This window comes from Deinococcus maricopensis DSM 21211, assembly GCF_000186385.1.
Classification (GTDB): Bacteria; Deinococcota; Deinococci; order Deinococcales; family Deinococcaceae; genus Deinococcus_B; species Deinococcus_B maricopensis.
Map to the genome: position 1 here is coordinate 598516 of NC_014958.1, position 24557 is coordinate 623072.

25 protein-coding genes and 1 pseudogene are annotated in these 24557 nt (G+C 69.6%); 15 read left to right on the forward strand and 11 right to left on the reverse strand.

Annotated elements, in window-relative coordinates; all coding sequences use genetic code 11:
* Nucleotides 1–9 precede the first annotated feature (9 nt).
* The 4 genes from hutH to hutU are packed head-to-tail and all read right to left on the reverse strand — an operon-like array spanning nt 10 to nt 5286.
* Nucleotides 10–1500: a histidine ammonia-lyase gene (gene hutH / locus DEIMA_RS02595; protein WP_013555676.1), complete on the reverse strand. Its 1491-nt coding sequence runs from the start codon at nt 1498–1500 to the stop codon at nt 10–12.
* Entirely contained in the window at nt 1497–2714 is a 1218-nt protein-coding gene (gene hutI / locus DEIMA_RS02600) for an imidazolonepropionase (RefSeq protein ID WP_013555677.1), read from the reverse strand. Before hutI ends, hutH begins: the two co-directional genes overlap by 4 nt.
* Nucleotides 2711–3622 (reverse strand): arginase family protein, encoded by a 912-nt coding sequence (locus DEIMA_RS02605; RefSeq protein ID WP_013555678.1) that lies wholly within the window; start codon nt 3620–3622, stop codon nt 2711–2713. Before DEIMA_RS02605 ends, hutI begins: the two co-directional genes overlap by 4 nt.
* Nucleotides 3619–5286, reverse strand: coding sequence for a urocanate hydratase (gene hutU / locus DEIMA_RS02610; protein WP_013555679.1), 1668 nt, complete (start codon nt 5284–5286; stop codon nt 3619–3621). The genes DEIMA_RS02605 and hutU overlap by 4 nt, the downstream gene beginning before the upstream one ends.
* A gap of 72 nt (nt 5287–5358) precedes the next feature.
* On the opposite strand from hutU, the gene DEIMA_RS02615 reads away from it, so the two are divergent.
* A complete protein-coding gene (locus DEIMA_RS02615; RefSeq protein ID WP_013555680.1) occupies nt 5359–6075 on the forward strand; it encodes an IclR family transcriptional regulator in 717 nt (238 codons plus the stop codon).
* On the opposite strand, the gene DEIMA_RS16700 is transcribed toward DEIMA_RS02615, so the two are convergent.
* Both DEIMA_RS16700 and DEIMA_RS02625 read right to left on the reverse strand, forming a co-directional pair.
* On the reverse strand, nt 6033–6482 hold the full coding sequence (locus tag DEIMA_RS16700; protein WP_013555681.1) for a c-type cytochrome: 450 nt from the start codon (nt 6480–6482) through the stop codon (nt 6033–6035). The genes DEIMA_RS02615 and DEIMA_RS16700 overlap by 43 nt on opposite strands.
* Nucleotides 6479–7702 (reverse strand): 23S rRNA (cytosine(2499)-C(5))-methyltransferase, encoded by a 1224-nt coding sequence (locus DEIMA_RS02625; protein WP_013555682.1) that lies wholly within the window; start codon nt 7700–7702, stop codon nt 6479–6481. Before DEIMA_RS02625 ends, DEIMA_RS16700 begins: the two co-directional genes overlap by 4 nt.
* A gap of 93 nt (nt 7703–7795) precedes the next feature.
* Here DEIMA_RS02625 and DEIMA_RS02630 point away from each other — a divergent pair, with 93 nt between their 5' ends.
* Nucleotides 7796–9265, forward strand: coding sequence for a potassium/proton antiporter (locus DEIMA_RS02630; RefSeq protein ID WP_013555683.1), 1470 nt, complete (start codon nt 7796–7798; stop codon nt 9263–9265).
* A gap of 86 nt (nt 9266–9351) precedes the next feature.
* Nucleotides 9352–9747, forward strand: coding sequence for a Fur family transcriptional regulator (locus tag DEIMA_RS02635; protein ID WP_013555684.1), 396 nt, complete (start codon nt 9352–9354; stop codon nt 9745–9747).
* Between the two features lie 79 nt (nt 9748–9826).
* Here the strand turns inward: DEIMA_RS02635 and DEIMA_RS02640 are convergent, their stop codons facing one another.
* Together DEIMA_RS02640 and DEIMA_RS02645 are read right to left on the reverse strand one after the other, a co-directional pair.
* Nucleotides 9827–10495, reverse strand: a complete 669-nt coding sequence (locus DEIMA_RS02640; protein ID WP_013555685.1) for a response regulator transcription factor — start codon at nt 10493–10495, stop codon at nt 9827–9829.
* A gap of 270 nt (nt 10496–10765) precedes the next feature.
* Nucleotides 10766–11797, reverse strand: coding sequence for an AfsR/SARP family transcriptional regulator (locus tag DEIMA_RS02645; protein ID WP_013555686.1), 1032 nt, complete (start codon nt 11795–11797; stop codon nt 10766–10768).
* A gap of 186 nt (nt 11798–11983) precedes the next feature.
* Between DEIMA_RS02645 and rpsF the strand changes: the two genes are divergently transcribed.
* The 4 genes and pseudogenes from rpsF (at nt 11984) to rplI (ending at nt 14103) form a co-directional block, all read left to right on the forward strand.
* Entirely contained in the window at nt 11984–12295 is a 312-nt protein-coding gene (gene rpsF / locus DEIMA_RS02650) for a 30S ribosomal protein S6 (protein WP_013555687.1), read from the forward strand.
* A gap of 124 nt (nt 12296–12419) precedes the next feature.
* Nucleotides 12420–13310 carry a single-stranded DNA-binding protein gene (locus DEIMA_RS02655; RefSeq protein ID WP_013555688.1) on the forward strand — a complete coding sequence of 297 codons (891 nt, stop codon included), beginning with the start codon at nt 12420–12422 and terminating at the stop codon, nt 13308–13310.
* A gap of 67 nt (nt 13311–13377) precedes the next feature.
* Nucleotides 13378–13654: pseudogene (rpsR, locus tag DEIMA_RS02660) on the forward strand (30S ribosomal protein S18); the annotation flags it as partial.
* Between the two features lie 11 nt (nt 13655–13665).
* Nucleotides 13666–14103, forward strand: a complete 438-nt coding sequence (rplI, locus tag DEIMA_RS02665) for a 50S ribosomal protein L9 (protein WP_013555690.1) — start codon at nt 13666–13668, stop codon at nt 14101–14103.
* Nucleotides 14104–15107: 1004 nt separating this feature from the next.
* On the opposite strand, the gene DEIMA_RS02670 is transcribed toward rplI, so the two are convergent.
* Nucleotides 15108–16043: a hypothetical protein gene (locus DEIMA_RS02670; protein ID WP_013555691.1), complete on the reverse strand. Its 936-nt coding sequence runs from the start codon at nt 16041–16043 to the stop codon at nt 15108–15110.
* A gap of 91 nt (nt 16044–16134) precedes the next feature.
* Between DEIMA_RS02670 and DEIMA_RS02675 the strand changes: the two genes are divergently transcribed.
* From DEIMA_RS02675 to DEIMA_RS02705, 8 genes are all read left to right on the forward strand, one after another.
* Nucleotides 16135–16860 carry a metallophosphoesterase family protein gene (locus DEIMA_RS02675; protein ID WP_013555692.1) on the forward strand — a complete coding sequence of 242 codons (726 nt, stop codon included), beginning with the start codon at nt 16135–16137 and terminating at the stop codon, nt 16858–16860.
* A 61-nt stretch (nt 16861–16921) separates the two neighbouring features.
* Nucleotides 16922–17893 carry an SDR family oxidoreductase gene (locus tag DEIMA_RS02680; protein ID WP_013555693.1) on the forward strand — a complete coding sequence of 324 codons (972 nt, stop codon included), beginning with the start codon at nt 16922–16924 and terminating at the stop codon, nt 17891–17893.
* A gap of 116 nt (nt 17894–18009) precedes the next feature.
* Nucleotides 18010–19971, forward strand: coding sequence for a transketolase (tkt, locus tag DEIMA_RS02685; protein ID WP_013555694.1), 1962 nt, complete (start codon nt 18010–18012; stop codon nt 19969–19971).
* 100 nt (nt 19972–20071) lie between these two features.
* Nucleotides 20072–20728, forward strand: a complete 657-nt coding sequence (gene gmk / locus DEIMA_RS02690) for a guanylate kinase (RefSeq protein ID WP_245528342.1) — start codon at nt 20072–20074, stop codon at nt 20726–20728.
* Between the two features lie 89 nt (nt 20729–20817).
* Entirely contained in the window at nt 20818–21336 is a 519-nt protein-coding gene (locus DEIMA_RS02695; RefSeq protein WP_013555696.1) for a macro domain-containing protein, read from the forward strand.
* A gap of 139 nt (nt 21337–21475) precedes the next feature.
* Nucleotides 21476–21652, forward strand: a complete 177-nt coding sequence (locus tag DEIMA_RS18140) for a hypothetical protein (RefSeq protein ID WP_013555697.1) — start codon at nt 21476–21478, stop codon at nt 21650–21652.
* Nucleotides 21649–22425, forward strand: a complete 777-nt coding sequence (locus DEIMA_RS02700) for a monofunctional DNA glycosylase (protein WP_013555698.1) — start codon at nt 21649–21651, stop codon at nt 22423–22425. Before DEIMA_RS18140 ends, DEIMA_RS02700 begins: the two co-directional genes overlap by 4 nt.
* Nucleotides 22426–22531: 106 nt before the next feature.
* Nucleotides 22532–22744: a hypothetical protein gene (locus DEIMA_RS02705; protein ID WP_013555699.1), complete on the forward strand. Its 213-nt coding sequence runs from the start codon at nt 22532–22534 to the stop codon at nt 22742–22744.
* A 142-nt stretch (nt 22745–22886) separates the two neighbouring features.
* Here the strand turns inward: DEIMA_RS02705 and rraA are convergent, their stop codons facing one another.
* Complete coding sequence (gene rraA / locus DEIMA_RS02710) at nt 22887–23381, reverse strand: ribonuclease E activity regulator RraA (RefSeq protein WP_013555700.1); 495 nt, start codon at nt 23379–23381, stop codon at nt 22887–22889.
* Complete coding sequence (locus DEIMA_RS02715; RefSeq protein WP_013555701.1) at nt 23378–24535, reverse strand: thiolase family protein; 1158 nt, start codon at nt 24533–24535, stop codon at nt 23378–23380. The genes rraA and DEIMA_RS02715 overlap by 4 nt, the downstream gene beginning before the upstream one ends.
* Nucleotides 24536–24557: the final 22 nt, after the last annotated feature.

Sequence of the window (24557 nt, forward strand, 5' to 3'; positions counted from 1 at the left end):
CTTGGGCGCTCAGGCGTCCTGAACGAGCGCGCCGCTCTGCACGAGGGCCTGCACGCGGTCCAAGTCCGGTTTGAAGTAGCGGTCCACCGGCATGGCGGGCGCCACGGCGCGGATACGTTCACGCGCGGCCTGCACGCCCGTGCCAGGAAGCAGCATCTGGAAGTCCAGCGCCTGCGCGCCGCACAGCAGCTCGATGCCCAGCACCGCGCCCGTGTTCTCGAGGACGCTGCGGAGTTTACGCACGGCGTGCGCGCCCATGCTGACGTGGTCCTCCTGGTTCGCGCTGGTCGGGATGCTGTCCACGCTGGCCGGGTGAGCGAGGACCTTGTTCTCGCTCACGAGCGCGGCGGCGGTGTACTGCGCGATCATCAGGCCGCTGTTCAGGCCGCCTTCGGGGGCGAGGAAGCCCGGCAGGCCCGACAGGGCGGGGTTCAGCAGCTGCTCGCAGCGACGCTCGCTGATGCTCGCGAGTTCCGCGACGGCCACCGTCAGGGCGTCCGCCGTGAGCGCGAGTGGCTGCCCGTGGAAGTTCCCACCGCTGATGACCTCGCCTGTTTCCGGGAAGATGAGCGGGTTGTCCGTCACGGACGCGAATTCCACCGCCAGGACGCGCTCCGCGTGTTCGATCACGTCGAGGGTCGCGCCGTGCACCTGCGGCACCGCGCGCAGGCTGTACGCGTCCTGCACGCGCCCGCAGTTCGCGTGGGACGGCGCGATCTCGCTGCCAGCCAGATGCGCGCGCACGTCCGCGGCGACCTGCAGGGCGCCCGGGTGGGGGCGCAGGCGGACCACGTCGTCCCGGAACGGCTGGTGGCTGCCGCGCATGCCTTCGACCGTCATGGCCGCTGCGAGGTTCGCGGTGCGCAGCAGCGTGCGCGCGTCCAGCACGCCGAGCGCCAGCATGCTGCCCATCAACTGCGTGCCGTTGATGAGCGCGAGCCCTTCTTTGGCCTGCAGGCTGAGCGGCTGCAGGCCGAGTGCGGCGAGCACGGCCCGTGCGGGCTGCACGCGCCCGCCATGCTGGAGTTCGCCCTCGCCGATGAGCGCGAGCGCGAGGTGCGCGAGCGGCGCGAGGTCGCCGCTCGCGCCCACGCTCCCCTGCGCCGGAATGACCGGGTGCGCGCCGGCGTTCAGCAGCGCGAGCAGCAGTTCCACGACTTCCACGCGCACGCCCGAGTGGCCGAGCGCGAGGGACTGGGCGCGCAGCAGCATCATGCCGCGCACGACCTCTTCGGGGAGCGGCGCGCCCACGCCGATGGCGTGTGACACGATCAGGTTGTGCTGCAGTTGCGCGAGCTGTGTGCGGTCCACGCGCACGGTCGCGAACTTCCCGAAGCCGGTGTTCACGCCGTACACGGCGGCGTCGCCGTCCACGATGCGTTCAATAACGGCGCGGGCGCGCTCGATGCGGTCTCGGGCGGCGTCGCTGAGGGTCACATCGGCGCGCTCGCGCACGACGCGCGCGAAGTCCGGCAGGGTCAGGGTGCGGTCCAGAATCATGCGTTGTCCTTCCAGGGTTGTCCCGCGACGAACACGTCGCGGACGGGGTTCGCGCCGAGCGTGTACGCGAGGTCACGCCAGTCGCGGGAGTGGAGGGTCAGGAAGTCCGCGCGCTGCCCGGGCGCCAGGGCGCCCCGGTCGGTGAGGCCGAGCGCGGCGGCAGCGTTCACGGTGCAGGCCGTGAGGGCCTCGGCGGGCGTGAGGCCGTTGAGGCGCACGCCGAGCGCGAGGGCGAGTTGCGCGCTGAAGGTGGGCGACGAGCCGGGGTTCAGGTCCGTGCCGACCGCCACGCACGCGCCCGCCTCGATGAGTGGGCGCGCGGGCGCGGCGGGCAGGCCGAGGTGCAGCGTCACGCCCGGCAGGACCGTGGCGACTGTGGCGGCATTTGCGAGCGCCGCGACCTGCGCGTCACCGCTCGCTTCCAGGTGGTCCACGCTGAGCGCGCCGAGTTCGCAGGCGAGTTCCGTGCCGCCGATCGCGTGGAACTGGTCCGCGTGAAGTTTGGTGCGCAGGCCGTGCGTCCTGGCCGCTTCGAAGATGCGGCGCGTTTCCTCCACCGTGAAGGCCTCCCGCTCGCAGAACACGTCCACGGCGCTCGCCAGGCCAGCTCGCGCCGCCTGGGGAATCAGGGCCTCGCACACGCCACGCACGTACTCGTCACGCCCTTCGGTGGGCGGCACGTGAATCAGCAGCGTCGGCACGAGCGTGAGGTTCACCTCGGCCTGAAGCGCCCGGGTGGCCTGCAGCATGCGGAGTTCCGCGTCGAACGCGAGGCCGTACCCGCTCTTCACCTCCACCGTCGTCGCGCCCGAGCGGGCGAGCGCGTGCAGGCGCGGACGGGCCAGGGCGACCAGTTCGTCCACGCGCGCGCTCGCGGTGGCGCGCATGGTGCTGCGGATGCCGCCGCCACGCGCGAGAATCTGCTCGTACGGCACGCCGTTCACGCGCGCCTCGAAGTCTGCGAGGCGGTCTCCGGCCCACACGGCGTGCGTGTGCGGGTCCACGAGGCCCGGTACGACCGCCACGCCGCCCAGGTCATGCGTGGTCGAGGCTGCGGGGGCGTCCTGCGCGGCCCCGACCCAGGCGATCACACCGTCCTGCACGAGCAGGGCGGCGTTCTCGGTGACGGTCAGGGCGCGCATGGCCGCGCCCCGCTGCGGCCCGGCCCCCGGGGTGACGAGCTGCGCGATGCCGATGAACAGCGTGGCGCTCACGCGAACACCTCCGCGAGCGTTTCCATGATGAGGCGCGCGCACAGCAGGTCGCTGCGGCCGGTCGGGTCGAGGTTCGGCGCGAGTTCCACCACGTCGAGGCCCACGACGGTGTTGCGCCGCGCGACCTCCGCGAGCACGCGCATGGCCTGCGCGTACGTGAAGCCGTCCGGTTCGGGGCTGCTCGTGCCGGGCAGCACGGCCGGGTCGAAGCCGTCCACGTCCACGCTGATGTAGACGTTCTGGCCGGTGGGGAGCTGCGCGAGCACCGCGTCCAGGTCGGCGAACACGGCGTGCATGGGAATCAGGGTGTGGCCGCGTTGCCTGGCCGCGCTCACTGCTTCCGCGTCGAAGCGCAGGCCGCGCAGGCCCACCGTCGTGATGTGCGTCAGGTTCGGCAGGTCCTCGGCCGCGCGGCGGAAGGGACTGCTGTTGCTGTAGCGCGTGCCGTTGCGTTCGTCCGTGAAGTCGAGGTGCGCGTCAAGCTGCACGACGTGCAGGTCCGGCACGTCGTCGAAGGCGCGCAGCAACGGGTAGGTCACGCTGTGGTCCCCGCCGAGGAACACCGGCACGCGGCAGCGCGCGCGCACCTGCCGCGCGGCCACCGTGGTGCGCTCGCGCATCAGTTCCGGTTCAAGCGACGGCAGCACCACGTCCCCGGCGTCCACGAGGGTCACGCCCGCGAGGCGGTACGCGTCGCGGGTGAGGTCGTAGAACCCCTCGGGCGGGAGGGCGTAGCGCAGGCTCGCCTCGCGCAGCGCGCGGGGCGCGAAGCGCGCGCCCGGCCGGAAGCCGAGGGCGATATCAAAAGGCACGCCGAGCACGCCGACATCCGCGCGCCACTCACCGCCAGGCTCCGCCACCCGCGCGCGCGCGAAGGTGGCGATGCCGCCGTACGGGAGGTGCGTCATGCGCGGTCCGTCACGCCCAGGCTGGGGAGGTCCAGGCCGCGGTCGCGGGCGACGTCGCGGGCAAGGTCGTACCCGGCGTCCGCGTGGCGGATGACGCCCATGGCGGGGTCATTCGTGAGGCAGCGACTCAGGCGGAACGCGGCCTGTTCGCTGCCGTCGGCGACGGCCACGAGGCCAGAGTGCTGGCTGTAGCCCATGCCGACGCCGCCGCCGTGGTGGAAGCTCATCCAGCCGGCGCCGCTTGCCACGCCGGTGGCGAAGTTCAGCAGGGGCCAGTCGGACACGGCGTCGCTGCCGTCCAGCATCGCTTCGGTTTCGCGGTACGGGCTGGCCACGGAGCCCGCGTCGAGGTGGTCACGGCCGATCACAATGGGCGCGCTGAGGCGGCCGTCGGCGACCATCTCGTTGAACAGGCGTCCGGCGCGGTCGCGCTCGCGGTACCCGAGCCAGCAGATGCGCGCCGGGAGGCCCTGGAAGGCGATCTGGTCGGCCGCGTACGTGAGCCAGGACTGCAGGCGCGCGTCTTCGGGGAACAGCTCGAGCAGGGCCTTGTCCGTGGCGTGGATGTCGGCAGGGTCGCCGCTGAGCGCCACCCAGCGGAACGGGCCGCGGCCCTCGCAGAAGCTGTCGCGGATGAACGCGGGCACGAAGCCGGGGTACGCGAAGGCGTCCGTGACGCCCGCGAGGCGCGCCTGCTCGCGCAGGTTGTTGCCGTAGTCAAACGCGATGGCGCCGCGCTTCTGGAGTTCGATGATCGCCTGCACGTGCGCGGCCATCGCGTCGCGGGCGCGGGCGAGGTACTCGTCGGGGTTCGTGCGGCGCAGTTCCGCGACGTCCTCGTCGGCGCGCGCGGGGGGGAGGTAGCCCCACATGGGGTCGTGCGCGCTCGTCTGGTCCGTCACGAGGTCCGGCGTGAAGCCGCGGCGCACCAGTTCCGGCAGGACCTCGGCAGCGTTGCCGAGCAGGCCGATGCTGAGCGCGCGCCCTTCGTTCTTCGCCTGCCCGGCGAGGGTGAGGGCCTCGTCGAGGCTGCCGGCGACGGTGTCGAGGTAGCGGGTGTCGAGGCGCTTCTGGATGCGCGTCGGGTCGATTTCCACGTTGATGCTGACGCCGCCCGCGAGTTTCACCGCGAGCGGCTGCGCACCGCCCATGCCGCCCAGGCCCGCCGTGACGGTGATGGTGCCTTTCAGGCTGCCGCCGAAGTGCTTCTTCGCGGCGCTCGCGAAAGTCTCGTACGTGCCCTGCAGGATGCCCTGCGTGCCGATGTAGATCCACGACCCGGCCGTCATCTGGCCGTACATCATCAGCCCGGCCTTCTCGAGGCGGTCGAAGACCTCCCAGGTGGACCAGTTCGGCACGAGGTTGCTGTTGGCGATCAGCACGCGCGGCGCGAGGTCGTGGGTGTTCAGCACCGCGACGGGCTTGCCGGACTGCACGAGCAGCGTCTGGTCGTTCTCGAGGCGGTCGAGCGTTTCCACGATCTTATGGAAGCTCTGCCAGTCGCGGGCGGCCTTGCCGCGCCCGCCGTACACGATCAGGTCCTGCGGGTGCTCGGCGACCTCGGGGTCGAGGTTGTTCATGAGCATGCGTTTGGCGGCTTCCTGAATCCAGCCTTTGGCGGTGCGCTGCGCGCCGCGCGGCGCGCGGATGATGGTGGAGGTCATGCCTTAGTGTTCGCTCGTGCGCCGCCGCCCTCAAGATGGCCGTCCAGCAATGCTGGACGCTACAGTACGGGTATGCAGTCCCTGCGCAAGGCGTCCGAGGTGCTGCGCGCCTTCAGCGCCGCGCAGCCCGAGTGGGGCGCGCGCGCGCTCGCCGCGCACCTCGGCGTGCCGCGCGCCACTGCGCACGCGTACCTCACCGGCCTCGCCGAGGCGGGCTTCCTGCGGCGCACGCCACGCGGGCAGTACCGCCTGAGCTGGCACCTCGCGGAGTTCGGCGCGCAGCTCACCGCCACCCTCCCGTGGTTCCCGGCCGCGCGCGGCGCCCTCGCGGACCTCGCGAGCAGCACGCGCGCCCTGGGGTTTCTGTGCGTGCTGGAGGACGACCGCGTCGTGTGCATCAACCGCGCGCTCGGCGACCCGGACGCCGACCAGGCACAGATTCAGACGGACGTGACCCTCCCCGCGAACGCCACCGCCGCCGGGAAGCTGCTGTACGCGCACGCGAACCTGCCCACCCCGACGTTCGAGCCGTACACGGCCAGCACCATCACCACGCCAGACGAGTGGGCCGGGGAACTCGCGCGCGTCCGCGCGGACGGGTACGCGCACGCCATTGAGGAGTGGGTGCCCGGGCACTGCGCGCTGGGCGTGCCGCTGCGCTGGGAAGGGGAGGTCGTGGCGGCGTTCGGCGTGCAGCTGCCCACAGCCCGTTTTCTCGCGCGGGAACGCCGGCTGCTCGACCGCGTTCAGGGCGCGGCGCGCTCCGCGGGGTTCGCGGCGTCCTCCTGAGGGGCCGCCGCGAAATGCACAGGAGCGTCGAGCGTGTCCGCGCGCACGCCCCCGTCGGGCAGCGGCACGCCGTTCGCGCGCAGCACGTACGCCACGACGTCCAGCGCTTCCTGGTCCGTCAGGGAGCCGGGGCGGTCCAGGGGCATCTCGTCGCGCACGCGGTTGTAGATGCCGTGTACGGTTGTGCCCTCGTAGAACGCCCGGAATGCCGAGTCCGACAGGGACGGCCCGCCCACGCCCTCCAGGCGGTCGCCGTGGCACATGGCGCACACCAACGAGAACACCTGCGCGCCCGCACGCACCTGCGCCGCGCGCGGGTCCGGGGCGTCCTCGGCGCGTCCCGTCAGGGTCAGGGTCCCCAGGCCGAGCAGGGCGCCCACCGCGATCCACTTCAGGCGCCGCATCATGGCACGCTCAGGTAGATGGCCTTCAAGTACTGCGCTTCCGGGAAGGTCGCGTGGTGGTCCGGGGCGTGCAGCGCGGTGCGCAGTTCCCGGAAGTCGCGCTTCGAGGCGCGCACCGCGTCCCGGACCGCACCGAAGAACTCGTCGGCGCTCACGTGCGCGGAGCACGACGCCGCCACGAGCACGCCACCCCGGTCGAGCAGGCGCAGCGCGTCCGACACGAGGCGCGCGTATGCCCGCACGGCGCCCGCCCGTTCCGACTCACGCTTCGCGAGGGAGGGTGGGTCCAGGATGATCAGGTCGAAGCTGCGCGCGGGCGCGTCCTTGAGCCACTCGAATACGTCCGCCTGCACGGGGTGATGCTCGCTCGCCCGGATGTTCGGGTCGTCCGCGTTCAGCGCGAAGTTCCGCTCGGCGCTTGCCAGCGCGTGCCGGCTGATGTCGAGGCTCACCACCGACGTCGCGCCGCCGCGCGCCGCGTACAGCGAGAACCCCCCGGAGAAGCTGAAGGCGTTCAGCACCCGCCGTCCGCGCGCGAGGCCCTCCACGCGGCGGCGGTTGTCACGCTGATCGAGGAAGAACCCGGTCTTCTGGCCCTGCAGGACGTCCGCCTCGAAGTACACGCCGTTCTCCGCGAACACGACCGGCCCGTCCGGGGTGGGGCCGCGCAGCACCTGCCCGTCATGCAGGCCGTACTGCTTCGCGGCGACCTTCTGGATGTTGCGGCTGAGGCGCAGCACGAGGCGCTCCTCCGGGAAGCGCTCCACGAGCGCGCCCAGCACGCTCGCCCAGTGCGGGAACCACGCACTGGTGTACACCTTCAGGACCAGCGTGTCCGCGTAGCGGTCCAGCACCACGCCCGGCCAGCCGTCGCTCTCGCCGTTGATGAGGCGGTAGCCGTTCGTGCGTTCGTCGAACAGGTGGGCGCGGCGCGCGAGCGTCTCGTCGAGTCGCGCGCGCCACCACGCGTCATCGATGGTCTGCGGCTTCCCGGCGTGCAGGACGCGCAGGCGCAGCGGCGAGTTCGGGTCGAACAGGCCAATGGCGAGGAACTTGTCGTTCCGGTCGTAGATGACCGCGAGGTCGCCGGACGCGCCCTCGCGGTTCTGGTGGAGGATGCTGTCCGCGTACAGCCACGGGTGGCCGCCGCGCAGGCGGCTCGCGGCGGCCTGCGTGACGCGCAGGCGCAGGCGCGGAAGGGAAGGGGAGATCTGTTCAGGCATGGGTGAGGTCCGGCGCGGCGCGCCTGTACGGCTGATGATACGCGCCGCGCCCGGCCCGGACTGTGCCGCGCGGGATGTGCCACAGTGAGGTGCATGCACGACGACGCGCACGTGGAGGGCCTGTTTCTCGCGGCGGGCCTGCTGCTGCTGCTCAGCATCACGCTCAGCAAGGCGGGCGGACGCGTCGGCATTCCGGGCCTGCTGCTGTTCCTGGGCGTCGGCATGCTCGCCGGGTCCGAGGGGCCGGGCGGCATTGCCTTCAACGATTACGGCCTCGCGCAGGCGGTCGGCACGGTCGCGCTGTGCTTCATCCTGTTCCAGGGGGGCCTCGATACGCCCTGGGTGCAGGTGAAGCCGGTGCTGCGGCGCGGCCTGTCCCTGGCGACCATCGCTGTGCTGGGGACGGCCGCGCTGATGGCGACGTTCGCGCATTACGTGTTCGGGATGCCGTGGATCATGAGTGCGCTGCTCGGCGCGGTCGTGAGCAGCACCGACGCGTCCGCGGTGTTCTCGGTGCTTAAGGAGCGCCGCCTGGGCCTCAAGGGGGACATCACGCCGCTGCTGGAGTTCGAGTCCGGCGGGAACGACCCGATGGCCGTGTTCCTGACGCTCGGCCTAGTCACGCTCGCCCTGCACCCGGAAGCGGGCGCGCTGAGTATCCTGCCGCTGTTCCTGAAGCAGATGCTGATCGGCGGCCTCGCGGGGCTGGTGCTGGGCCGGGCGGGCCTGTGGATCATCAACCGCGCGCAGCTGCAGTTCGAGGGGCTGTACCCGGTGCTCACCATCGCCGTGGCCCTGACGGTGTTCAGCGCGACCGCCGTGGCGGGCGGCAGCGGCTTCCTCGCCGTGTACATCGCCGGGCTGATCCTCGGCAACGCGGAATTCATCCATAAGCGCTCGCTGGTGCAGTTCCATGACGGGCTGTCGTGGCTGATGCAGATCACGATGTTTCTCACGCTCGGCCTGCTGGTCTTCCCGAGTCAGCTGCTGCCCACGGCGGGCATGGCCCTCGCGTGTTCGTTCTTCCTGATGTTTTTCGCGCGGCCGTTCAGCGTGCACCTGGCGCTGCTGCGCGCCCGCATGCCGTTCCGGGAGAAGGCCATGGTCGCGTGGGTGGGCCTGCGCGGGGCCGTACCCATCGTGCTCGCGACCTTTCCGCTGCTCGCAGGCGTGCCGGGCGCGGGCGTGCTGTTCAACATCGTGTTCTTCATTGTGCTGACCAGCGTGCTCGTGCAGGGCACCACGCTGACGCTCGTGGCGCGCCTGTTCGGCGTGCGTGAGGCCCTGCACGAGCGCACGCCGTTCTTCAGTGAGTACACGCCCACCGGCCACAACCGCAACGAAATGGTCGAGGTGGAGGTGCGGCCCGGCAGCGCCGCCGACGGGGAGCGTATCATGGACCTGCACCTCCCGCCGGAGGCACTGGTCATTCTGGTGCACCGCGGCGGCGAGTACCTGATTCCGAAAGGCGTGACGGCCCTGCAGGGCGGGGACGCCGCGCTGGTGCTCGCGGCGGGCGAGGAGCTCCGGGTGGTCCGGGAGAAGTTCGGGCACGCGCACTGAACCGGCGCGCTGCGGAGTCGGGTGGACATCGTTCGGGACGGGCGTTACAGGCGCGCGGAGTGGCGGGTGCTACACTAGCCGGTGCTATGCCGATGGTGAGGAACACCAAGCAGCGTCAGGCCGTGCTGGAGGTCCTGCGCGGCGCGCGCACGCACCCGGACGCCGCGTGGATTCACGGCGAGGTGCGCCGCGCCCTGCCGAACATCAGTCTGGGGACCGTGTACCGCACGCTGGACGCCCTCGCGCGTGACGGCGTCATCATGACCATCGAGAGTGCCGGTCAGGCGACCCGGTACGACTACAAGCATGACGGGCACGCGCACCACCACGCGGTGTGCCGGGGGTGCGGCGCGATTTTCGATATTGACGCGGCGCTCATCGCGCCGCCGCCCGCGCCGTCCCTGCCGGTGGGCTTTCAGGTGATGGACGTGCGTCTGGAGTACCACGGCATCTGCCCGGCGTGCGCCAGCCAGAAGCACTGACGCGCGGCGACCCTCAGGGTAAACAGCGATGCGGCGCCCCCGGATGTGGGGCGCCGCGTGGTGGTGGGCATGGTGAGGCTTAGGGGGTCTTGAGGGCGTAGCCGATGCCGCGGACGGTGCGGATGATGCCGTACCCGTCGAGGTCGCGGAGCTTGGCGCGCATGTTGGCCATGTGGACGTCCACGACGTTGCTGTTGCTGGGCAGTTCGCCGTTCCAGACTTCCCGTTCGATTTCCTGGCGGGAGTACACGCGGCCGGGCTGGCGGGCGAGGAAGGTGAGCAGGTCGAATTCTTTGGGGCTGAGGCGCACTTCGTGGCCGTTGTAGTGGCAGAGGCGCTTCTGTGGGTGGATTTCGAGCGCGCCGATCTGGATGACTTCGCCGTGCTGCTGGTGACGCAACTGGACCTTGACGCGCGCGACCAGTTCTTCCGGGTGGAAGGGTTTGGTCATGTAGTCGTCGGCGCCGGCTTCGAGCAGGTTTACTTTGCGGTCGACGGCGTCCATGGCGGTGAGGATGATGATGGGGACGGCGCTGGTTTTGCGGAGTCGACGGGCGATTTCGGCGCCGTCGAAGTCCGGGAGGCCCAGGTCGAGAATCACGAGGTCCGGGTTGTTCTCTCGGGCGCTCGTGAGGCCGGTGATGCCGTCGGGGGCGGAGAGGACACGGTACCCACTCTGTTCCAGTTCGTACTGGACGACGCGGGTGATGTCCGGGTTGTCTTCGATCAGGAGAATGCGTTGTTCCATTGGAGGTGTGCGTGACCGCCCGCGAGGGGTGTGGGCGTCCCTTTCACGGTGCATCTTAATGAAGCCACCCCCCCCGAACGTACGATTGCATCGGCTCTGCGGTTAATGCACACTTAAGGTTCACTCTTTGGCGTGCAGGATGAGAAAAGTTGAGTTTCGTTGTGCCCAAAATCGGGTACCGGAATTTGGGATGGACGGGCACTTCATGACCCTCCAACGTCATGGCAGCGGGGCGGCCTTAAGGCCGCCCCGCTGCCTGCATCCTCCGCTTTACAGGTCGGTGGCCCACCACGCGACGCGTTGCCGCGCGAGGTCCGCGCGGGAGTCGCCGATGCTGCTCAGCGCGCGTTCCAGCCCGGACCAGTCGGGTTCGCTGAGCGGGTCGAGCGTCAGGGCCTTCTGGTGGAAGTGCGCGGCGTCCTTGTGACGCCCGGCGTCATGCGCGGCGCGCGCCGCCAGGCCGAGCAGCGAGATCTGCGTGTCCTGCAGGCGCTGGCGCACGTCATCGCACCAGGGGGAATCCACGCCCGGCAGGAACTCCCCGTACTGGTCCACGAGTTCGCGCAGTTCATCCAGGCCGAGGCGCGCGCGTTCCGCCTGACCGGCGAGGCGTTCGTACTGTCGCACGTCGTACTCCGGGTTGAGGGTGGCCGTGAGGGCGTAGCGGCGGTTCTGGCTGGTGACCGCTTCGGGCGAGAGGCTGCGGCGCAGGCGGTGCAGGGTGGTGTGGAACAGGCTGCTGGCGCGCGCCTCGTCCTTTTCCGGCCAGAGCGCCTCGGCCGCTTCCCAGCTGCTGACCTCCTTGCGTTCCAGCAGGAAGAAGAACAGTTCGAGCGCCTTGCGGGACACCCACTGCACGTGCTGGCCCTGCCACATGACCTGGGCAGTGCCGAGCGCGCGCGCCTCCAGGCCGCTTTGCGCCTGGACCTTCTGGCCGGCGCGGCGCAGGCGCGCGTCCACGGCGCTGGTGAGGTCGTGCGGCGTGAAGGGTTTGGGCAGGTAGTCGTCCGCGCCGAGGTTCATGCCGCGCCGGACGTCGTCGCGTTCGGCGTGGCTGGACAGCAGCATGAACGGCAGGTCCGCCATGTTGGGTTGGGCGCGCACGTGTTCGAGGAACTCGTAGCCGGTCATGTACGGCATGACCACGTCGGAGATGACGAGGTCGGGCGTCATGACGTTCAGCAGGTCGAGGGCCTCGTTGGGGTGCGCGCAGGTGCGCACTTCGTGACCGGCGCGCGTCAGGATCACGCTCACCAGTTTCAGGATGGCGGCGTCGTCGTCGACCACCAGCACTCGGGGCATGGGGGTAGTGTAACAACTCCGTGTGCGCTGCACCGTAAGGGTTTGCACCGCGTGAAGGGTGCCTCGCGCGCGCGCGCGTTTTCTGGTAGAATCCACCCTTGCGCCGAGAGGCGAGGCTCGTCCTTGCTTCAGTCGCGCGTCGGGACCGGAATGGTGCCGCGTGCAGCGCAGAAACGGAGGTGCAACATGCAAGCCCAATACGATCTGAACCTGATCCTGAACCCCAGCCTCAGCGCCGAGCAGCTCGCCACGGAAAAGACCTACATCGAAGGTGCCGTGACGAACGCCGGTGCGGAACTCGTGAACGTGGACGAAGCCGGCAACCGCCGCCTCGCCTACTCCATCGAGAAGGAGCGCGAAGGGTACTACCTGTTCTACACCATCAAGGCCAGCGGCAACCCTGAAAAGGACATCGCTGCGAGCCTGCGCCTGCGCGACAACGTGCGCCGCGTGCTGGTGGTCAAGGACCGCCCCGAGTGGAAGACCAAAAAAGCCTGAGTCGCTACGTTATTGACGTAACACTCTGGTGTTGCTAGTCTAAGGTCAACCCGCTTATCAGGGCCAAACAGCCAGCCACGAACCCCAAACACACATTTCGCCAGATACGAGAAGGAGCACACACATGGCCCGAGGCATGAACCACGTTTACCTGGTCGGCACCCTTGCCCGCGACCCCGAACTCCGTTACACCCCCAGTGGCGTCGCCGTTTACGAAGCGACCGTCGCCGGCGAGGACCACGTGATCGGGAACGACGGACGCGAACGCAAACTCCCCTGGTACCACCGCGTCAGCATGCTTGGCAAACCCGCCGAGTGGATGAGCGAACGCGGCCTCAAAGCCGGCGACCCCGTTATGGTCGAAGGCACCCTTGAGTACAACCAATGGGAAAGCCCTGAGGGCGGCAAACGCAGCGTCGTGCGCGTCAAGGCCCTGCGTATGGAAGGCCTTGCCTTCACCAGCGCGGAAAACGTCCAGGACGCCGGTGGCGGCGTACGCCTCGCAGGCGGCCTCAACCAAGTGATGGTCATCGGGAACCTCCCGCGCGACCCTGAACTCCGCTACACCCCCGCCGGGGACGCGGTGCTCGGACTTGGCCTCGCCGTCAACGAAAGCTACAAAGACCGCAACGGCCAGCAAGTCGAAAAAACCCACTGGATCGACGCAACCCTCTGGCGTGAACTCGCCGAGAGCATGCAGAACCTCAAAAAAGGCGACCCGGTGCTGGTGGTCGGACGACTCGTGAACGAAGCGTGGACCGACAAAGACGGCAACAAACGCAACTCCACCAAAGTAGAAGCGACCAAGGTCGAGGCTCTCTCCCGAGGCGCGGGCGCAGGCGGCCCCGCAGCCACCCCCGCCGCACCCCGTCAGGCCACGGGCAGCGCGGCGCGCCCCAGCAGCTACGGTCAAAGCGCAGCGCGACCGGCGAACCAGGGGTACCGTTCGGGAAGCCTGGATATTGATCAAGGCCTCAACGATTTCCCGCCCGAGGAAGAAGACCTGCCGTTCTGAACCGCGAGCGGCGGCCCAATGAGCGGGCCGCCCCGCTGAACGCCATGTCCTTCCTCCCCCTTTAGGAGTTACCCAACATGGCAACCACCGAACGTAAGCCCCGCGCCAAGGGGCCCAAGCGTCCGCGCAAGCCGAAGGTTGACCCGTTCGCCATTGGCGAACTGGAAATCACGGACTACAAAGACGTCAAGATGCTGCGCCGCTTCATCAGCGACACCGGCAAGATCCTTCCGCGCCGCCGCACCGGCCTCAGCGCGAAGAACCAGCGCCGCATCGCGCAGACCATCAAAATCGCGCGCCAACTCGCGCTTCTCCCGTACACGGAGAAGCTGGTTCGCAAGTAAGGAGACCCTGAATGAACGTCATCCTGCTTGAACCCGGCCGCCTCGGCCAAGTTGGCGAAGTGGTGAAAGTGAAGCCCGGCTACGCCCGGAACTTCCTGATCCCCCAGGGCCTCGCCCTGCCCGCCACGACCAGCAACATGAAAACCCTGGAAGCGCGTATCCGCGCCCGCCAGAAGCAGCTCGCGCAGGAAAAGGCCAACGCCGAAGCCCTCGCCGAGCGCATGAAGGACCAGACCGTCGAACTGCACGTCCGCGCGGGCGAAGGCAAGATCTACGGCGCGGTCACGCACGCGGACGTCGCCGAAGGCCTCGCCAAGAACGGCTTCGACGTGGACCGCCGCAAACTCGACATGCCGAAGACCATCAAGGAAATCGGCGAGTACGAGATCAGCTACAAGGCGCACCCTGAAGTCAGCGTGCCCCTGAAGCTCATCGTCCACGCGCAGTAACGCGCGCAAAAGGCCGGCCCCCACACCGTGGGGGCCGGCCTTTTGCGCGCGAGACCCCCGTTCAGGGCGTCCCGTGCAGCACCACCCGCGTAAGCTGCTGTGCACTCCGCGTCACGTATACATGTGCATCCTCGCCGGGCATCGGCAGCGTCACCGTAGCCCCGAGGTGCTGCGGCCTGCGGCTCCCCAGCAGGCCATTCGCGCGGGACGTGCGTGTGCCCTGCTCCTCACCGCCGTTGACGTGTATGGCCCATCCGCAGAGCGTCCATGGCCATCACGAGGGCGGACGGGAGGGACGGCAGCGTCCTCGAACATCCTCCTGCCCGCATTCACCTCTGTTGGGGCTGCACACCAATAACGCCTCACTCATGTCGGCATCCGCAAACAGCGCCCCAGCAGGCTTCGCGGGTCCCTATGCTGCCCGCTGCCCCACCACCATCGCCTGTTCGGAGGTGTTCAGGCCGTCGGGGTGCTGGAGGGCCTTGAACCTCTTCGGCAGCTGCGAATCGACGGCGTCCAGGTCTGGTTCGCCGCTTCTGCGCTGACAGCGACCTCGCGCTGCCGGGCGCGGCCGTTTACGCCCTACGGAACGCGACCGATTTGCTGGGCGTGTGCGGGTCCAGCGTGACGCTGCTCAGCAGCAACGGGCGCGCCGTCCGCGCCAAGCGACAGGACCTTCATGAACAGGGACTCACCATGTGGGCGTCCTCGCTGCCCAGAACGGCGTTCAGCGGGCGGACTCTGCGCAGCCCTGAGGCCCGCTAAGTCGCGTTTCAGGCGCGCGGACAGGGCTTTGCCGGACAGTGATACGACCTCCATGCCGGTGCGCACGATCGCCTGACTGGCCTGTCGGAACTCCAGCGGCGTTCCGGGCCCCGGCGACCGTCAGGGGCGCCGTGAGTGTGCTGGTCTGCGCATGCGCAGCGCCGAGCTGGGCCACAAAGGAGAACGTCAGGGCAGAGCGGTTTAGAGACGCTCCAGGAGCACTCAAAGGTCGGCGCAACTCAGCGGGCCGTGGAGGTCTGCGCGCTGTCGATGGTCGCGCGCATCGCGACCTGCACGCCCTCGTCATCCATGGCGAGCGTCATGCGGAGCGCGCCGCGGGTGCGACTGCTGCTGGTGCTCGGCAGGCCGTCCGCGCGGTACGTCTCCTGCCCCTCGGACACCATCGACTCGACGGTGATGCTCAGGTCCCCTGCTTGATTGCGGAGGCGCAGGACCCCCGGCTGCACCACCGACGTCACCTGGAAGGCCGCTTCGCCGCGCTCGTTCAGACCCGTGAAGGTGCGCGTGGTCACCGCGCGCAGCGTTCCCTGCATGGTGCGGTCGCCGAACGCCGAGCTGAGTGCCACGCCCGCGTCCAGGTCCTGCGTGACTGTCCAGGTGGTCCCGGGCGTGAGGGGGCGGCCGTACACGCTGCCGCCCATGGGCAGGAACGCCTGCAGCGCCTGCGTCCGGTTGGCCTTGATGGCCGCCTGCAGGTCCGCGTCGGTGCTGGTGACGTCCAGTACCGTCAGCGTCCCGTCGGGCCCGATGGCGCGCGTGACCCTGGTCTGCAGCGTCTTTTTCCCGTCGCTGTGCACAGCACTGTCCAGCAGCACCGGGCGGCCATCCGGCAGGGCCGGCAAGACCTTCACGAACTGTTTCGAGAGGTTCGCCTCGGCGGTCTTGCTGCTGAGCACCTCCTTGAACAGCCCTCCCATGAACGCCTGCATGAACGTCAGCTCGTCCTGGCTGACCTGGCTGCCCGGCAGCGCCGTGACCACCACGTCATTGACGTCCAGGTGGGACGTGCTGCGCACCGCGTACTCCACGAGCGTGCCCGGCTGCGCTGTGACCTGCAGGGCCGTGGCGGCGGGCGTGGTCGTTCCCGTGGGGGTCGGTATCGTCTGGGCGGCCACGGGGCCGGCGAGCAGCAGCAGGGTCAGCACGGTTCTCATCGGCCCCACGATACGGGGCGGGCGCGGCGCGGCACGCCGCACATGCGGCACGCCCACGCGCCGTGCCGCGCGCCCCAGTACACTGGGCCGCATGAAACTCGCCGTCATCGCTGACCTGCACGCCAACCTGGAGGCGACGCTGGCCGTCCACGCGGACATCCAGCGCCGTGGCATCCAGGACATCTGGGTGCTCGGGGACCTCGTCGGCAAGGGACCCCGCCCACGCGAGGTGGTGGAGTGGGTGCAGGCGCACGCCACCCGCGTCATCCAGGGCAACTGGGACGCGCGCGTCGCGGGCGCTACCAACCGCCCGCAGGACCTGTGGCCTCGCAGTAAACTCACGCCCGCGCAACTCGCCTACCTCGGGGACCTTCCGTTCGGCGTGGAGGAGGTGTTCGCGCGGCAGACGTGGCGCTTTGTGCACGCCAGCAGCAAGGGCGTCTTCCACCGCCTGTACCCGCACAGCAGTTTGCACGAGCAGCTTGAGGCGTTCGAGCCGAACCCGCAGCACGCCCTGCGCGCCCGCGCCGACGCGCTCGTGTACGCCGACATTCACGAGGCGCTGATGCTGGACGTGGAGGGTCGCCCGCTCATCAACTGCGGGTCGGTCGGCAATCCGCTCGACAGCACCCTCCCGTGCTACCTGGTGCTGGATTTCGATGATGTGGGGTACATGGCGTCGTTCGTGCGCCTGCCCTACAACCGTGACGCCGAGATCGCTGCCGCCGAAGCCAGCGGGATGCCGTTCACGCGCGAGTACATCGCGGAACTGCTGACCGGTGCGTACCAGAAACGCAAGGCGCGCAGCGGCGAGTAACGCCGCGCTAAGCCAGGTGGCGCAGTGGACCACGCCCGCCCGGGCGTGGTCCACTGCGCCTATGCGCATCCTCGTTCTGGGCGGCACGCAGTTCGTCGGTCGGCACATCGTGCTGACGCTCCTGGCCCGCGGGCACCACGTCACCACCTTCACGCGCGGCCGCACGCCGGACGACCTGCCTGAACAGGTCGAGCGCCTGCACGGCGACCGCAACGCCGACCTGAGTGCCCTCGCGGACGGCTCCTGGGACGCGTGCGTGGACGTCAGCGCCTACACGCCCCAGCAGGTCCGCGCGGTCGGGGACGCCCTGCAGGGCCGCGTAGGCCGCTACGCCTTCATCAGCACCATCAGTGTCTATGCGGACTTCTCGCGCGGGCCGATCACCGAGGACGCGCGCCTGCACGAGCCGCCGGCGCCGGACGTGCAGACCGTGACGGGGGAGACGTACGGTCCCCTGAAGGTCGCGTGCGAGCACGAAGCGCTGCGCGCTTTCGGGGACCGCGCGACCATTCTGCGTCCGGACATCGTCGCCGGGCCGTTCGACCATACCGAGCGGTACACCACCTGGGTGCGGCGCGTCGCGACTGGCGGCCCGATGCTCGCGCCCGGCGACGGCCGCGCGGACGTGCAGGTCATTGATGCGCGCGACCTGGCGGAATTCACGGCGCTCACGCTCGAACAGGACACCCCGGGCGTGTTCAACGTGGTCGGCCCGCACCTCACGTGGTCGGCGTTCCTGGACACCCTCGCGCAGGCGACTGGCGTGACGCCCGACCTCCAGTGGGTGCCGGACGCCGTGCTGCAGGCCCACGACGTCACCAGTCAGGAACTGCCGCTCTATATCGCCCCGGACAGCGGGTTCGCGGCGCTGATGAACGTGTCGCACGACCGCGCGCTCGCGGCGGGCCTGACCCTGCGGGACCCGCTCGTCACCGCCCGCGACACGCTGGCGTGGGCGAACGCGCACCCGGTGCACATCACGCCGCTCACGCCGGAGCGCGAGCGGGCGCTGCTGAGCGCAGCGCGCCCCTGATGACCCGCTGCCGCCCCGACCGGACACCTCGTGGAGGCGGTTCCGGGCGGGGCAGTCCAGTCAAATGAACGTGGGGTTGAGATGACGGCTTTCGTGTGAGGGGTACACTGAGCCTCATGAGCGTCGAGCAACTTTCGGTCAACACCATCCGCACCCTGTCCATTGACGGCGTGCAGCAGGCCAACAGCGGCCACCCCGGCGCCCCCCTCGGCGCGGCCCCCATGGCGTACGTGCTGTGGCAGGACTTCCTGCGCTTCAACCCCAAGAACCCCACCTGGCCCGGCCGTGACCGCTTCGTGCTGTCGCCCGGCCACGCCAGCATGCTGATCTACAGCCTGCTGCACCTCACCGGCTACGACATGAGCCTGGACGAACTCAAGAACTTCCGCCAGTGGGGCAGCAAAACCCCCGGCCACCCCGAGTTCTTCCACACGGACGGCCTGGACGCCACCACCGGCCCGCTCGGACAGGGCGCCGCCATGACGGTCGGCATGGCCATCGCCGAAGCGCACCTCGCCGCGCGCTACAACCGCCCCGAGCACGAGGTCTTCGACAACTACACCTACGCCATCGTCAGCGACGGCGACCTGCAGGAAGGCGTGAACCACGAAGTCGCGTCGCTCGCCGGGCACCTCAAGCTGCACAAACTCATCTGGCTGTACGACGACAACGACGTGCAGCTCGACACCGCCACCAGCAAGACCTTCACGGACGACACCACCAAACGCTACGAAAGCTACGGCTGGAACGTCCTGATGGTCGAGGACGGCAACGACCTGCAGGCCATCCGCGACGCCATCAAAACCGCGCAGACCAGCGACAAGCCCACCCTGATCCGCGTGAAGACCGTCATCGGCTTCGGCAGCCCCCGCGCCGGCACCAGCAAGGCGCACGGCGAGCCGCTCGGCGCCGACGGCGTCGCCGCCACCAAGGAAGCGCTCGGCTGGACGTACCCGCCGTTCACCGTGCCCGACGAGGTCCGCGCGCACATGGACGCCACCGAACGCGGCGCCCAGTTCGAAGCGCAGTGGCAGGCCAAGCAGGACGCCTACCGCGCCGCGCACCCCGACCTCGCCGCGGAACTCGACACCATGCTCCAGCGCGGCCTGCCCGCCGACCTCGCCGACAAACTCCCCACCTTCGACGTGGGCGGCAAGGCCCTCGCCACCCGCGCCGCCAGCGGAAAGGTCATCAACGCCGTCGCCGAGAGCGTCCCCGGCCTCATGGGCGGCAGCGCCGACCTGAGCGGCAGCACCAAGACCACCATCGAGGCGCAGGGCGCCATGCAGCCCGGCGACATGGGCCAGCGCAACGTGTACTTCGGCGTGCGCGAATTCGGCATGAGCGCCATCGCGAACGGCATGAGCCTGTACGGCGGCCTGCGCCCCATGGTCGGCACGTTCCTCGTGTTCGCCGACTACCTGAAACCCGCGCTGCGCCTCAGCGCCCTGCAGATGCAGCCGGTCATCTACGTCCTCACGCACGACAGCATCGGCCTCGGCGAGGACGGCCCCACCCACCAGCCCATCGAGCAGATCGCCAGCCTGCGCGCCACGCCGCACACGCACGTCTACCGCCCCGCCGACGCGAACGAAACGGCCGCCGTGTGGCAGATGGCCCTGGAACGCAAGGACGGCCCCAGCGTCCTCGCGCTGAGCCGCCAGGACCTCCCGATCCTGCCGCGCAACGCGAGCGGCGTCCGCAAGGGCGCGTACGTCGTCCGCGACGCCGAGCACGCGCAGGTCATCCTGATTGCCACCGGCAGTGAAGTCGCCGTCGCCCTCGAAGGCGCCGACGCCCTCGCCAGCGAAGGCATCGGCGCGCGCGTCGTCAGCATGCCCAGCATGGAAGTGTTCCGCGAGCAGGACCGCAGCTACATCGACAGCATCCTCACGCCCGGCGTGAAACGCGTCGCCATCGAAGCGGCCAGCCCGCTCGGCTGGCACGAGTGGACCGGCGCGGACGGCGCCGTCATCGCCATGCAGGGCTTCGGCGCGAGCGCGCCCGCCAAGACGCTGTACGAGAAGTTCGGCTTCAGCGCCCAGAACATCGTGAAGGTCGTCAAGGGCCTCCTGTAACCCCCACACGCAGCGGGGGGCGGGCAGCGACGCTGCCCGCCCCCGCCATTGAGGCCTGAGGCGCGTTCCGCCCCACCCCGCATTCGCTATGCTGACCGGAATGATGGCGGCCGCCCCCGAACCCACCCCCCACCCCACCGAACCCCGCAGCCCGAAACGCGGCCTGCTCATCGTCATGACCGGCGCGAGCGGCGTCGGCAAAGGCACCATCCGCGAACGGTGGCTCGCCGATCAGGACATCTTCTACAGCGTCTCCTGGACCACCCGCGAAGCCCGCCCCGGCGAACGCGACGGCACCGACTATCACTTCGTCACCCGCGAGGCGTTCGAGGCGGAAATCGACCGCAACGGCTTCCTCGAGCACGCTGAATTCGTCGGGAACCACTACGGCACGCCCATCGCGCCCATCGAGGCGGCCCTCGCCCGCGGGCAGGACGTCGTCCTCGAAATCGAGGTGCTCGGCGCTATGCAGATCAAACCCCGCATTCCCGAAGCGATCCTGATCTTCATCGTGCCGCCCAGCCTCACCGAACTGCGCCGCCGCCTGGAAGGCCGCGCGACGGAAACGCCCGAACGCATCGAGAAGCGCATGACGCGCGCCCGCGAGGAAATCCTGGAAGCGCACAACTTCCACTACGTCGTCGTGAACGACGAGGTGGACCGCGCCGTCGCGGAACTGCACGCCATCCAGATGGCCGAACGCGCCCGCGCGGAACGCCTCACCCTGCGGGAACTGCAGGCGATCGTCGAAGGGTAACGCCCGCTCAGGCGAACGCTCAACGCGCGGTCAAGACGGGCGGACCTGTTCAGGGTCCGCCCGTTCCGCATGCCCGGCACAATAGGCGCATGCCTCTGGAACTCGTACAAGGTGACATCGCCGCGCAGACCACCTGCGCGGTCACCACCGCCGCAAACGCGCAGCTCATGGGCGGGGGCGGCGTGGACGGCGTCATCCACCGCGCCGCCGGCCCGGACCTGCTGCGCGCCATCCGGCAGCTCGGCGGGACGCCCACCGGCACGGCCGTCATCACCCCCGCCTTCAACCTCGGCGCGCAAGGCGTGAAGTACGTCATTCACGCGGTCGGGCCCATCTGGAATGGCGGGCACAACGGTGAGGCGGACCTGCTCGCGGGCGCGTACCACGCCAGCCTGCGCCTCGCGGTGGAGCACAGCTGTGACAGCGTCGCTGTGCCCGCCATCAGCACCGGCGTGTACGGCTACCCCCTCCCGGAGGCGGCCGCCGTGACGGTCGGGGCCATCACGGCATTCCTCGCGGAGCACCCGGCCCTGCACGTGCGCGTGGTGCTGTACGACGGCGGCACCCTGAACGTCTTCCGGCGTGCCCTGCAGAAACTCGGTGCATGACCTTGACCCGCACTGCATACCGCGCTATATTTAAATCAATCAAGGCGACCTTCGGGTCGCCTTTCGCTTTGCGGGCGTGTGAAGGGATGTTTACGCCCCTCTCGTCAGAACCTCTCCCGCGCACGTCACGCTGTGGAGCATGACTGACGAAACCAAACAGCAGAACCTCCCCGACCCCGCCGACAAGGAACAAGCCGAAGGGGACCGCCAGGACACCCCCACCCAGGACCAGGGCCAGAGCCCGCACGTGGACCCCGCCATGAACCGCGAACCCGCCGAGGGCGGCCGCGACGAGGTCGAGGGCCAGAACGGGTGACGGACGCCCGCCCGCTCAACGCGGCCCGCCCCCCCGAGGAGCGGGCCGCGCTGCTCCGCGAACTCCACGCCCGCACCCGCGACGCGTACGGCCAGAAACTCCTCGTCCCCCGCCGCGAAGCGCTGCACGAACTGATCAGCACCATCCTCTCGCAGCGCACCAACTGGCGCGACGAGGAAACCGCCTACCAGGAACTCGTGAAGATCGGCGACTGGGACGCCATTGCCGAGGCGCCCGTCGAGCAGGTCGCGCACGCGATCCGCGCGAGCAACTACCCGGAAGTAAAGGCCCCGCGTATTCAGGCGACCCTGAAGGCCATCTGCGCGCAGCGCGGCAACTACGACCTGTCGTTCCTCGTGGACCTCCCGCACGAGGACGGCCTGAAGTGGCTCACGGACCTGCCCGGCGTCGGCGTGAAAACCGCGTCACTGGTGCTGCTGTTCAACTTCAGCAAACCGGTGTTCCCGGTAGACACGCACGTGCACCGCATCACCACCCGCGTCGGCGCCATCCCGCGCATGGGCGAGGCCGTGGCGCACAAGGCGCTGCTGAAGCTGCTCGCGCCGGACCCGCCGTTCCTGTACGAGCTGCACATCAACCTGCTCAAGCACGGGCAGCAGGTGTGCACGTTCAGCCGCCCCCGCTGCCCGAAGTGCGTCCTGCGGGACCTGTGCGACGCGCACGCCCTGTACGGCAACAATGTCCCCCCGTTCGACAACGGCAAGAAAGGCCGCCGCACACCCGCACCGGACGACGCCGCGCCGCCCGCATAACCTTGACGGGCGGCGCATACCGGGGTAAACTGTTTTTATCACCGCCGAAAAAGGCGGCTTTTTTATGCCTGCTCGCGGCGCGCGGGTTTGCTCTACCGCGGTCAGGATGAACAGTGTGGCGTGCCCCTGCGGCCGAATGTGGCGCTTCCGGGCGCACCGCCAGAGCCACATCGTGTACGTGCTGGCGCCCGAATCCGCCTGGCCGTTCTGGGGCGGTGATCGCCCCTGGAAACCCTGGCCGGGCCGCCTCTGGTCGAGCACCATCACCAAGTTCGTGGGCACGTGCAGCAAGGACCTGTGCGTCACCGACCACACCTGAAGATTGACGGCTCGTCAGGGGGTGGCGGGAGCCCCTTCAGAAGGTCTGGCCGCCCACCGGAACGGCGTTGCCCGCATACTCTAGACGGGCAGCGCATACCGGGGTAGAGTGTTTTTATCACCGCCGAAGAAGGCGGCTTTTTTTATGCCTGCTCGCCGAGCGGCGCGCTGCTGATCAGCAGGCCGTCCTCGTCGGCGTACACGTGGTCGCCGTCCTGCACGGTCACGCCCGCGAACGTGACCGGCACGCCCGCCTCCCCGGCACCGAGCTTCCCGCTCCGGCGCGGGTGCGGCGCGAGCGCCAGGACGCCCAGGTCCAGCGTGCCGAGCGCGCGCGTGTCCCGCACGCACCCGTACACCACGACGCCCGCCCAGCCGTTCCGGACCGCGAGTTCGCCGAGCATGTCCCCCAGCAGCGCGCAGCGCAGGCTCCCCCCACCGTCCACGACGAGGACGCGGCCCTCGCCGGGCGTGGCGAGCTCCGCGCGCACGAGGACGTTGTCCTCGTGGACCTGCACCGTCCGCGCGCGCCCATGAAACGCCGCGCGGCCCCCGAAGGACCGCCACACCGGCTCGGCGATATGCACGTCCGTGTGCGCGTCGCTCAGGTCGGTGGTCGCGTACGTCGCGGCCGTCACACGGCCTCCACGAGCGCAGCGATGCCCTGCCCGCCACCGATGCACAGCGTTGCCACGCCCAGCCCGCCGCGGTCGCGGAGTTCTTCCACCAGGGAGTACAGGACGCGCGCGCCGCTCATGCCGACCGGGTGGCCGAGCGCGACGGCGCCGCCGTTCAGGTTCACGCGGTCCTCCGGGAGCTTCAGGTCGTTCATGACGCCCAGGGCCTGCGCGGCGAATGCCTCGTTCAACTCCCACACGCCGATGTCTGGGACGCTCAGGCCGTGCGCGTCCAGCAGTTTCGGCACGGCGATGCTCGGCCCGAGGCCCATCACGTCCGGCGCGACGCCCGCCGACGTGAACCCGCGCAGGCGCGCCAGGATGGGCAGGCCTTCCGCGCGCGCGTACGCCTCATCCGCGAGGATCATGAACGCCGCGCCGTCATTGATGCCCGAGGCGTTCCCGGCGGTGACGGTGCCGTCCTTGCGGAAGGCGGGCTTCAGCTTCCCAAGGGCCTCCAGGCTGGTTTCCTGCGGGCGCTCATCCGTGTCGACGAGGCCTTTTTTGGTCTGGACAGGCACGATCTCGCGCGCGAGACGGCCGGACGCCTGCGCGGCGAGCGCGCGGCGGTGGCTCTCCACGCTGAACGCGTCCTGCGCCTCGCGCGTCAGGCCCTGCCGCTCCGCGATGTTCTCTGCCGTGATGCCCATGGGGACGTCCGTGACGCCGCACGTGAGCGCCTTCGTGAGGCTGTCGACCATGGCCATGTGCCCGAGCTTCTTCCCGAAGCGCGCTTCCGGGAGGAGGTACGGCGCGCGGCTCATGTTCTCCACACCGCCCGCCGCGACGAGGCGCACCTCGCCGAGCGCGAGGCTCATCCAGGCGTTGTACGCGGCACGCAGCCCGGAGCCGCACAGCTGGTTCACGCCGTACTGCGGCGTGACCTCGCGCATGCCGACGCTCAACCCGATGCGGCGCGGGTTGTACGCCGCCTCGCCCGCCGTGAGGACCTGCCCCATGACGAGCAGGTCCAGGGCGTCCGCGCGGACGCCCGCGCGTTCAAGCGCGCCCGTGAGCGCGACCTGCCCGAGTTCGTAGTCCGGCGTGTCCCGGAACGCGCCGCCCATCGCGCCGACCGCCGTCCGCGCGCCCGCCACCAACACCACACTGTTCATGGACGCAGTCTAAGACGGGGCC

Excerpts from the sequence above, each read along its gene's own strand:
- DEIMA_RS02715 (WP_013555701.1), bottom strand. The coding sequence starts at position 24,535 with ATGAACAGTGTGGTGTTGGTGGCGGGCGCGCGGACGGCGGTCGGCGCG.
- DEIMA_RS02705 (WP_013555699.1), top strand. The coding sequence starts at position 22,532 with ATGAACAGTGTGGCGTGCCCCTGCGGCCGAATGTGGCGCTTCCGGGCG.
- DEIMA_RS02655 (WP_013555688.1), top strand. The coding sequence starts at position 12,420 with ATGGCCCGAGGCATGAACCACGTTTACCTGGTCGGCACCCTTGCCCGC.
- DEIMA_RS16700 (WP_013555681.1), bottom strand. The coding sequence starts at position 6,482 with ATGATGCGGCGCCTGAAGTGGATCGCGGTGGGCGCCCTGCTCGGCCTG.
- DEIMA_RS02625 (WP_013555682.1), bottom strand. The coding sequence starts at position 7,702 with ATGCCTGAACAGATCTCCCCTTCCCTTCCGCGCCTGCGCCTGCGCGTC.
- DEIMA_RS02635 (WP_013555684.1), top strand. The coding sequence starts at position 9,352 with ATGCCGATGGTGAGGAACACCAAGCAGCGTCAGGCCGTGCTGGAGGTC.
- DEIMA_RS02630 (WP_013555683.1), top strand. The coding sequence starts at position 7,796 with ATGCACGACGACGCGCACGTGGAGGGCCTGTTTCTCGCGGCGGGCCTG.
- DEIMA_RS02680 (WP_013555693.1), top strand. The coding sequence starts at position 16,922 with ATGCGCATCCTCGTTCTGGGCGGCACGCAGTTCGTCGGTCGGCACATC.
- DEIMA_RS02695 (WP_013555696.1), top strand. The coding sequence starts at position 20,818 with ATGCCTCTGGAACTCGTACAAGGTGACATCGCCGCGCAGACCACCTGC.
- DEIMA_RS18140 (WP_013555697.1), top strand. The coding sequence starts at position 21,476 with ATGACTGACGAAACCAAACAGCAGAACCTCCCCGACCCCGCCGACAAG.
- rpsF (WP_013555687.1), top strand. The coding sequence starts at position 11,984 with ATGCAAGCCCAATACGATCTGAACCTGATCCTGAACCCCAGCCTCAGC.
- DEIMA_RS02670 (WP_013555691.1), bottom strand. The coding sequence starts at position 16,043 with ATGAGAACCGTGCTGACCCTGCTGCTGCTCGCCGGCCCCGTGGCCGCC.
- hutU (WP_013555679.1), bottom strand. The coding sequence starts at position 5,286 with ATGACCTCCACCATCATCCGCGCGCCGCGCGGCGCGCAGCGCACCGCC.
- hutH (WP_013555676.1), bottom strand. The coding sequence starts at position 1,500 with ATGATTCTGGACCGCACCCTGACCCTGCCGGACTTCGCGCGCGTCGTG.
- DEIMA_RS02640 (WP_013555685.1), bottom strand. The coding sequence starts at position 10,495 with ATGGAACAACGCATTCTCCTGATCGAAGACAACCCGGACATCACCCGC.
- DEIMA_RS02615 (WP_013555680.1), top strand. The coding sequence starts at position 5,359 with ATGCAGTCCCTGCGCAAGGCGTCCGAGGTGCTGCGCGCCTTCAGCGCC.
- rplI (WP_013555690.1), top strand. The coding sequence starts at position 13,666 with ATGAACGTCATCCTGCTTGAACCCGGCCGCCTCGGCCAAGTTGGCGAA.
- DEIMA_RS02605 (WP_013555678.1), bottom strand. The coding sequence starts at position 3,622 with ATGACGCACCTCCCGTACGGCGGCATCGCCACCTTCGCGCGCGCGCGG.
- tkt (WP_013555694.1), top strand. The coding sequence starts at position 18,010 with ATGAGCGTCGAGCAACTTTCGGTCAACACCATCCGCACCCTGTCCATT.
- DEIMA_RS02645 (WP_013555686.1), bottom strand. The coding sequence starts at position 11,797 with ATGCCCCGAGTGCTGGTGGTCGACGACGACGCCGCCATCCTGAAACTG.
- gmk (WP_245528342.1), top strand. The coding sequence starts at position 20,072 with ATGATGGCGGCCGCCCCCGAACCCACCCCCCACCCCACCGAACCCCGC.
- DEIMA_RS02675 (WP_013555692.1), top strand. The coding sequence starts at position 16,135 with ATGAAACTCGCCGTCATCGCTGACCTGCACGCCAACCTGGAGGCGACG.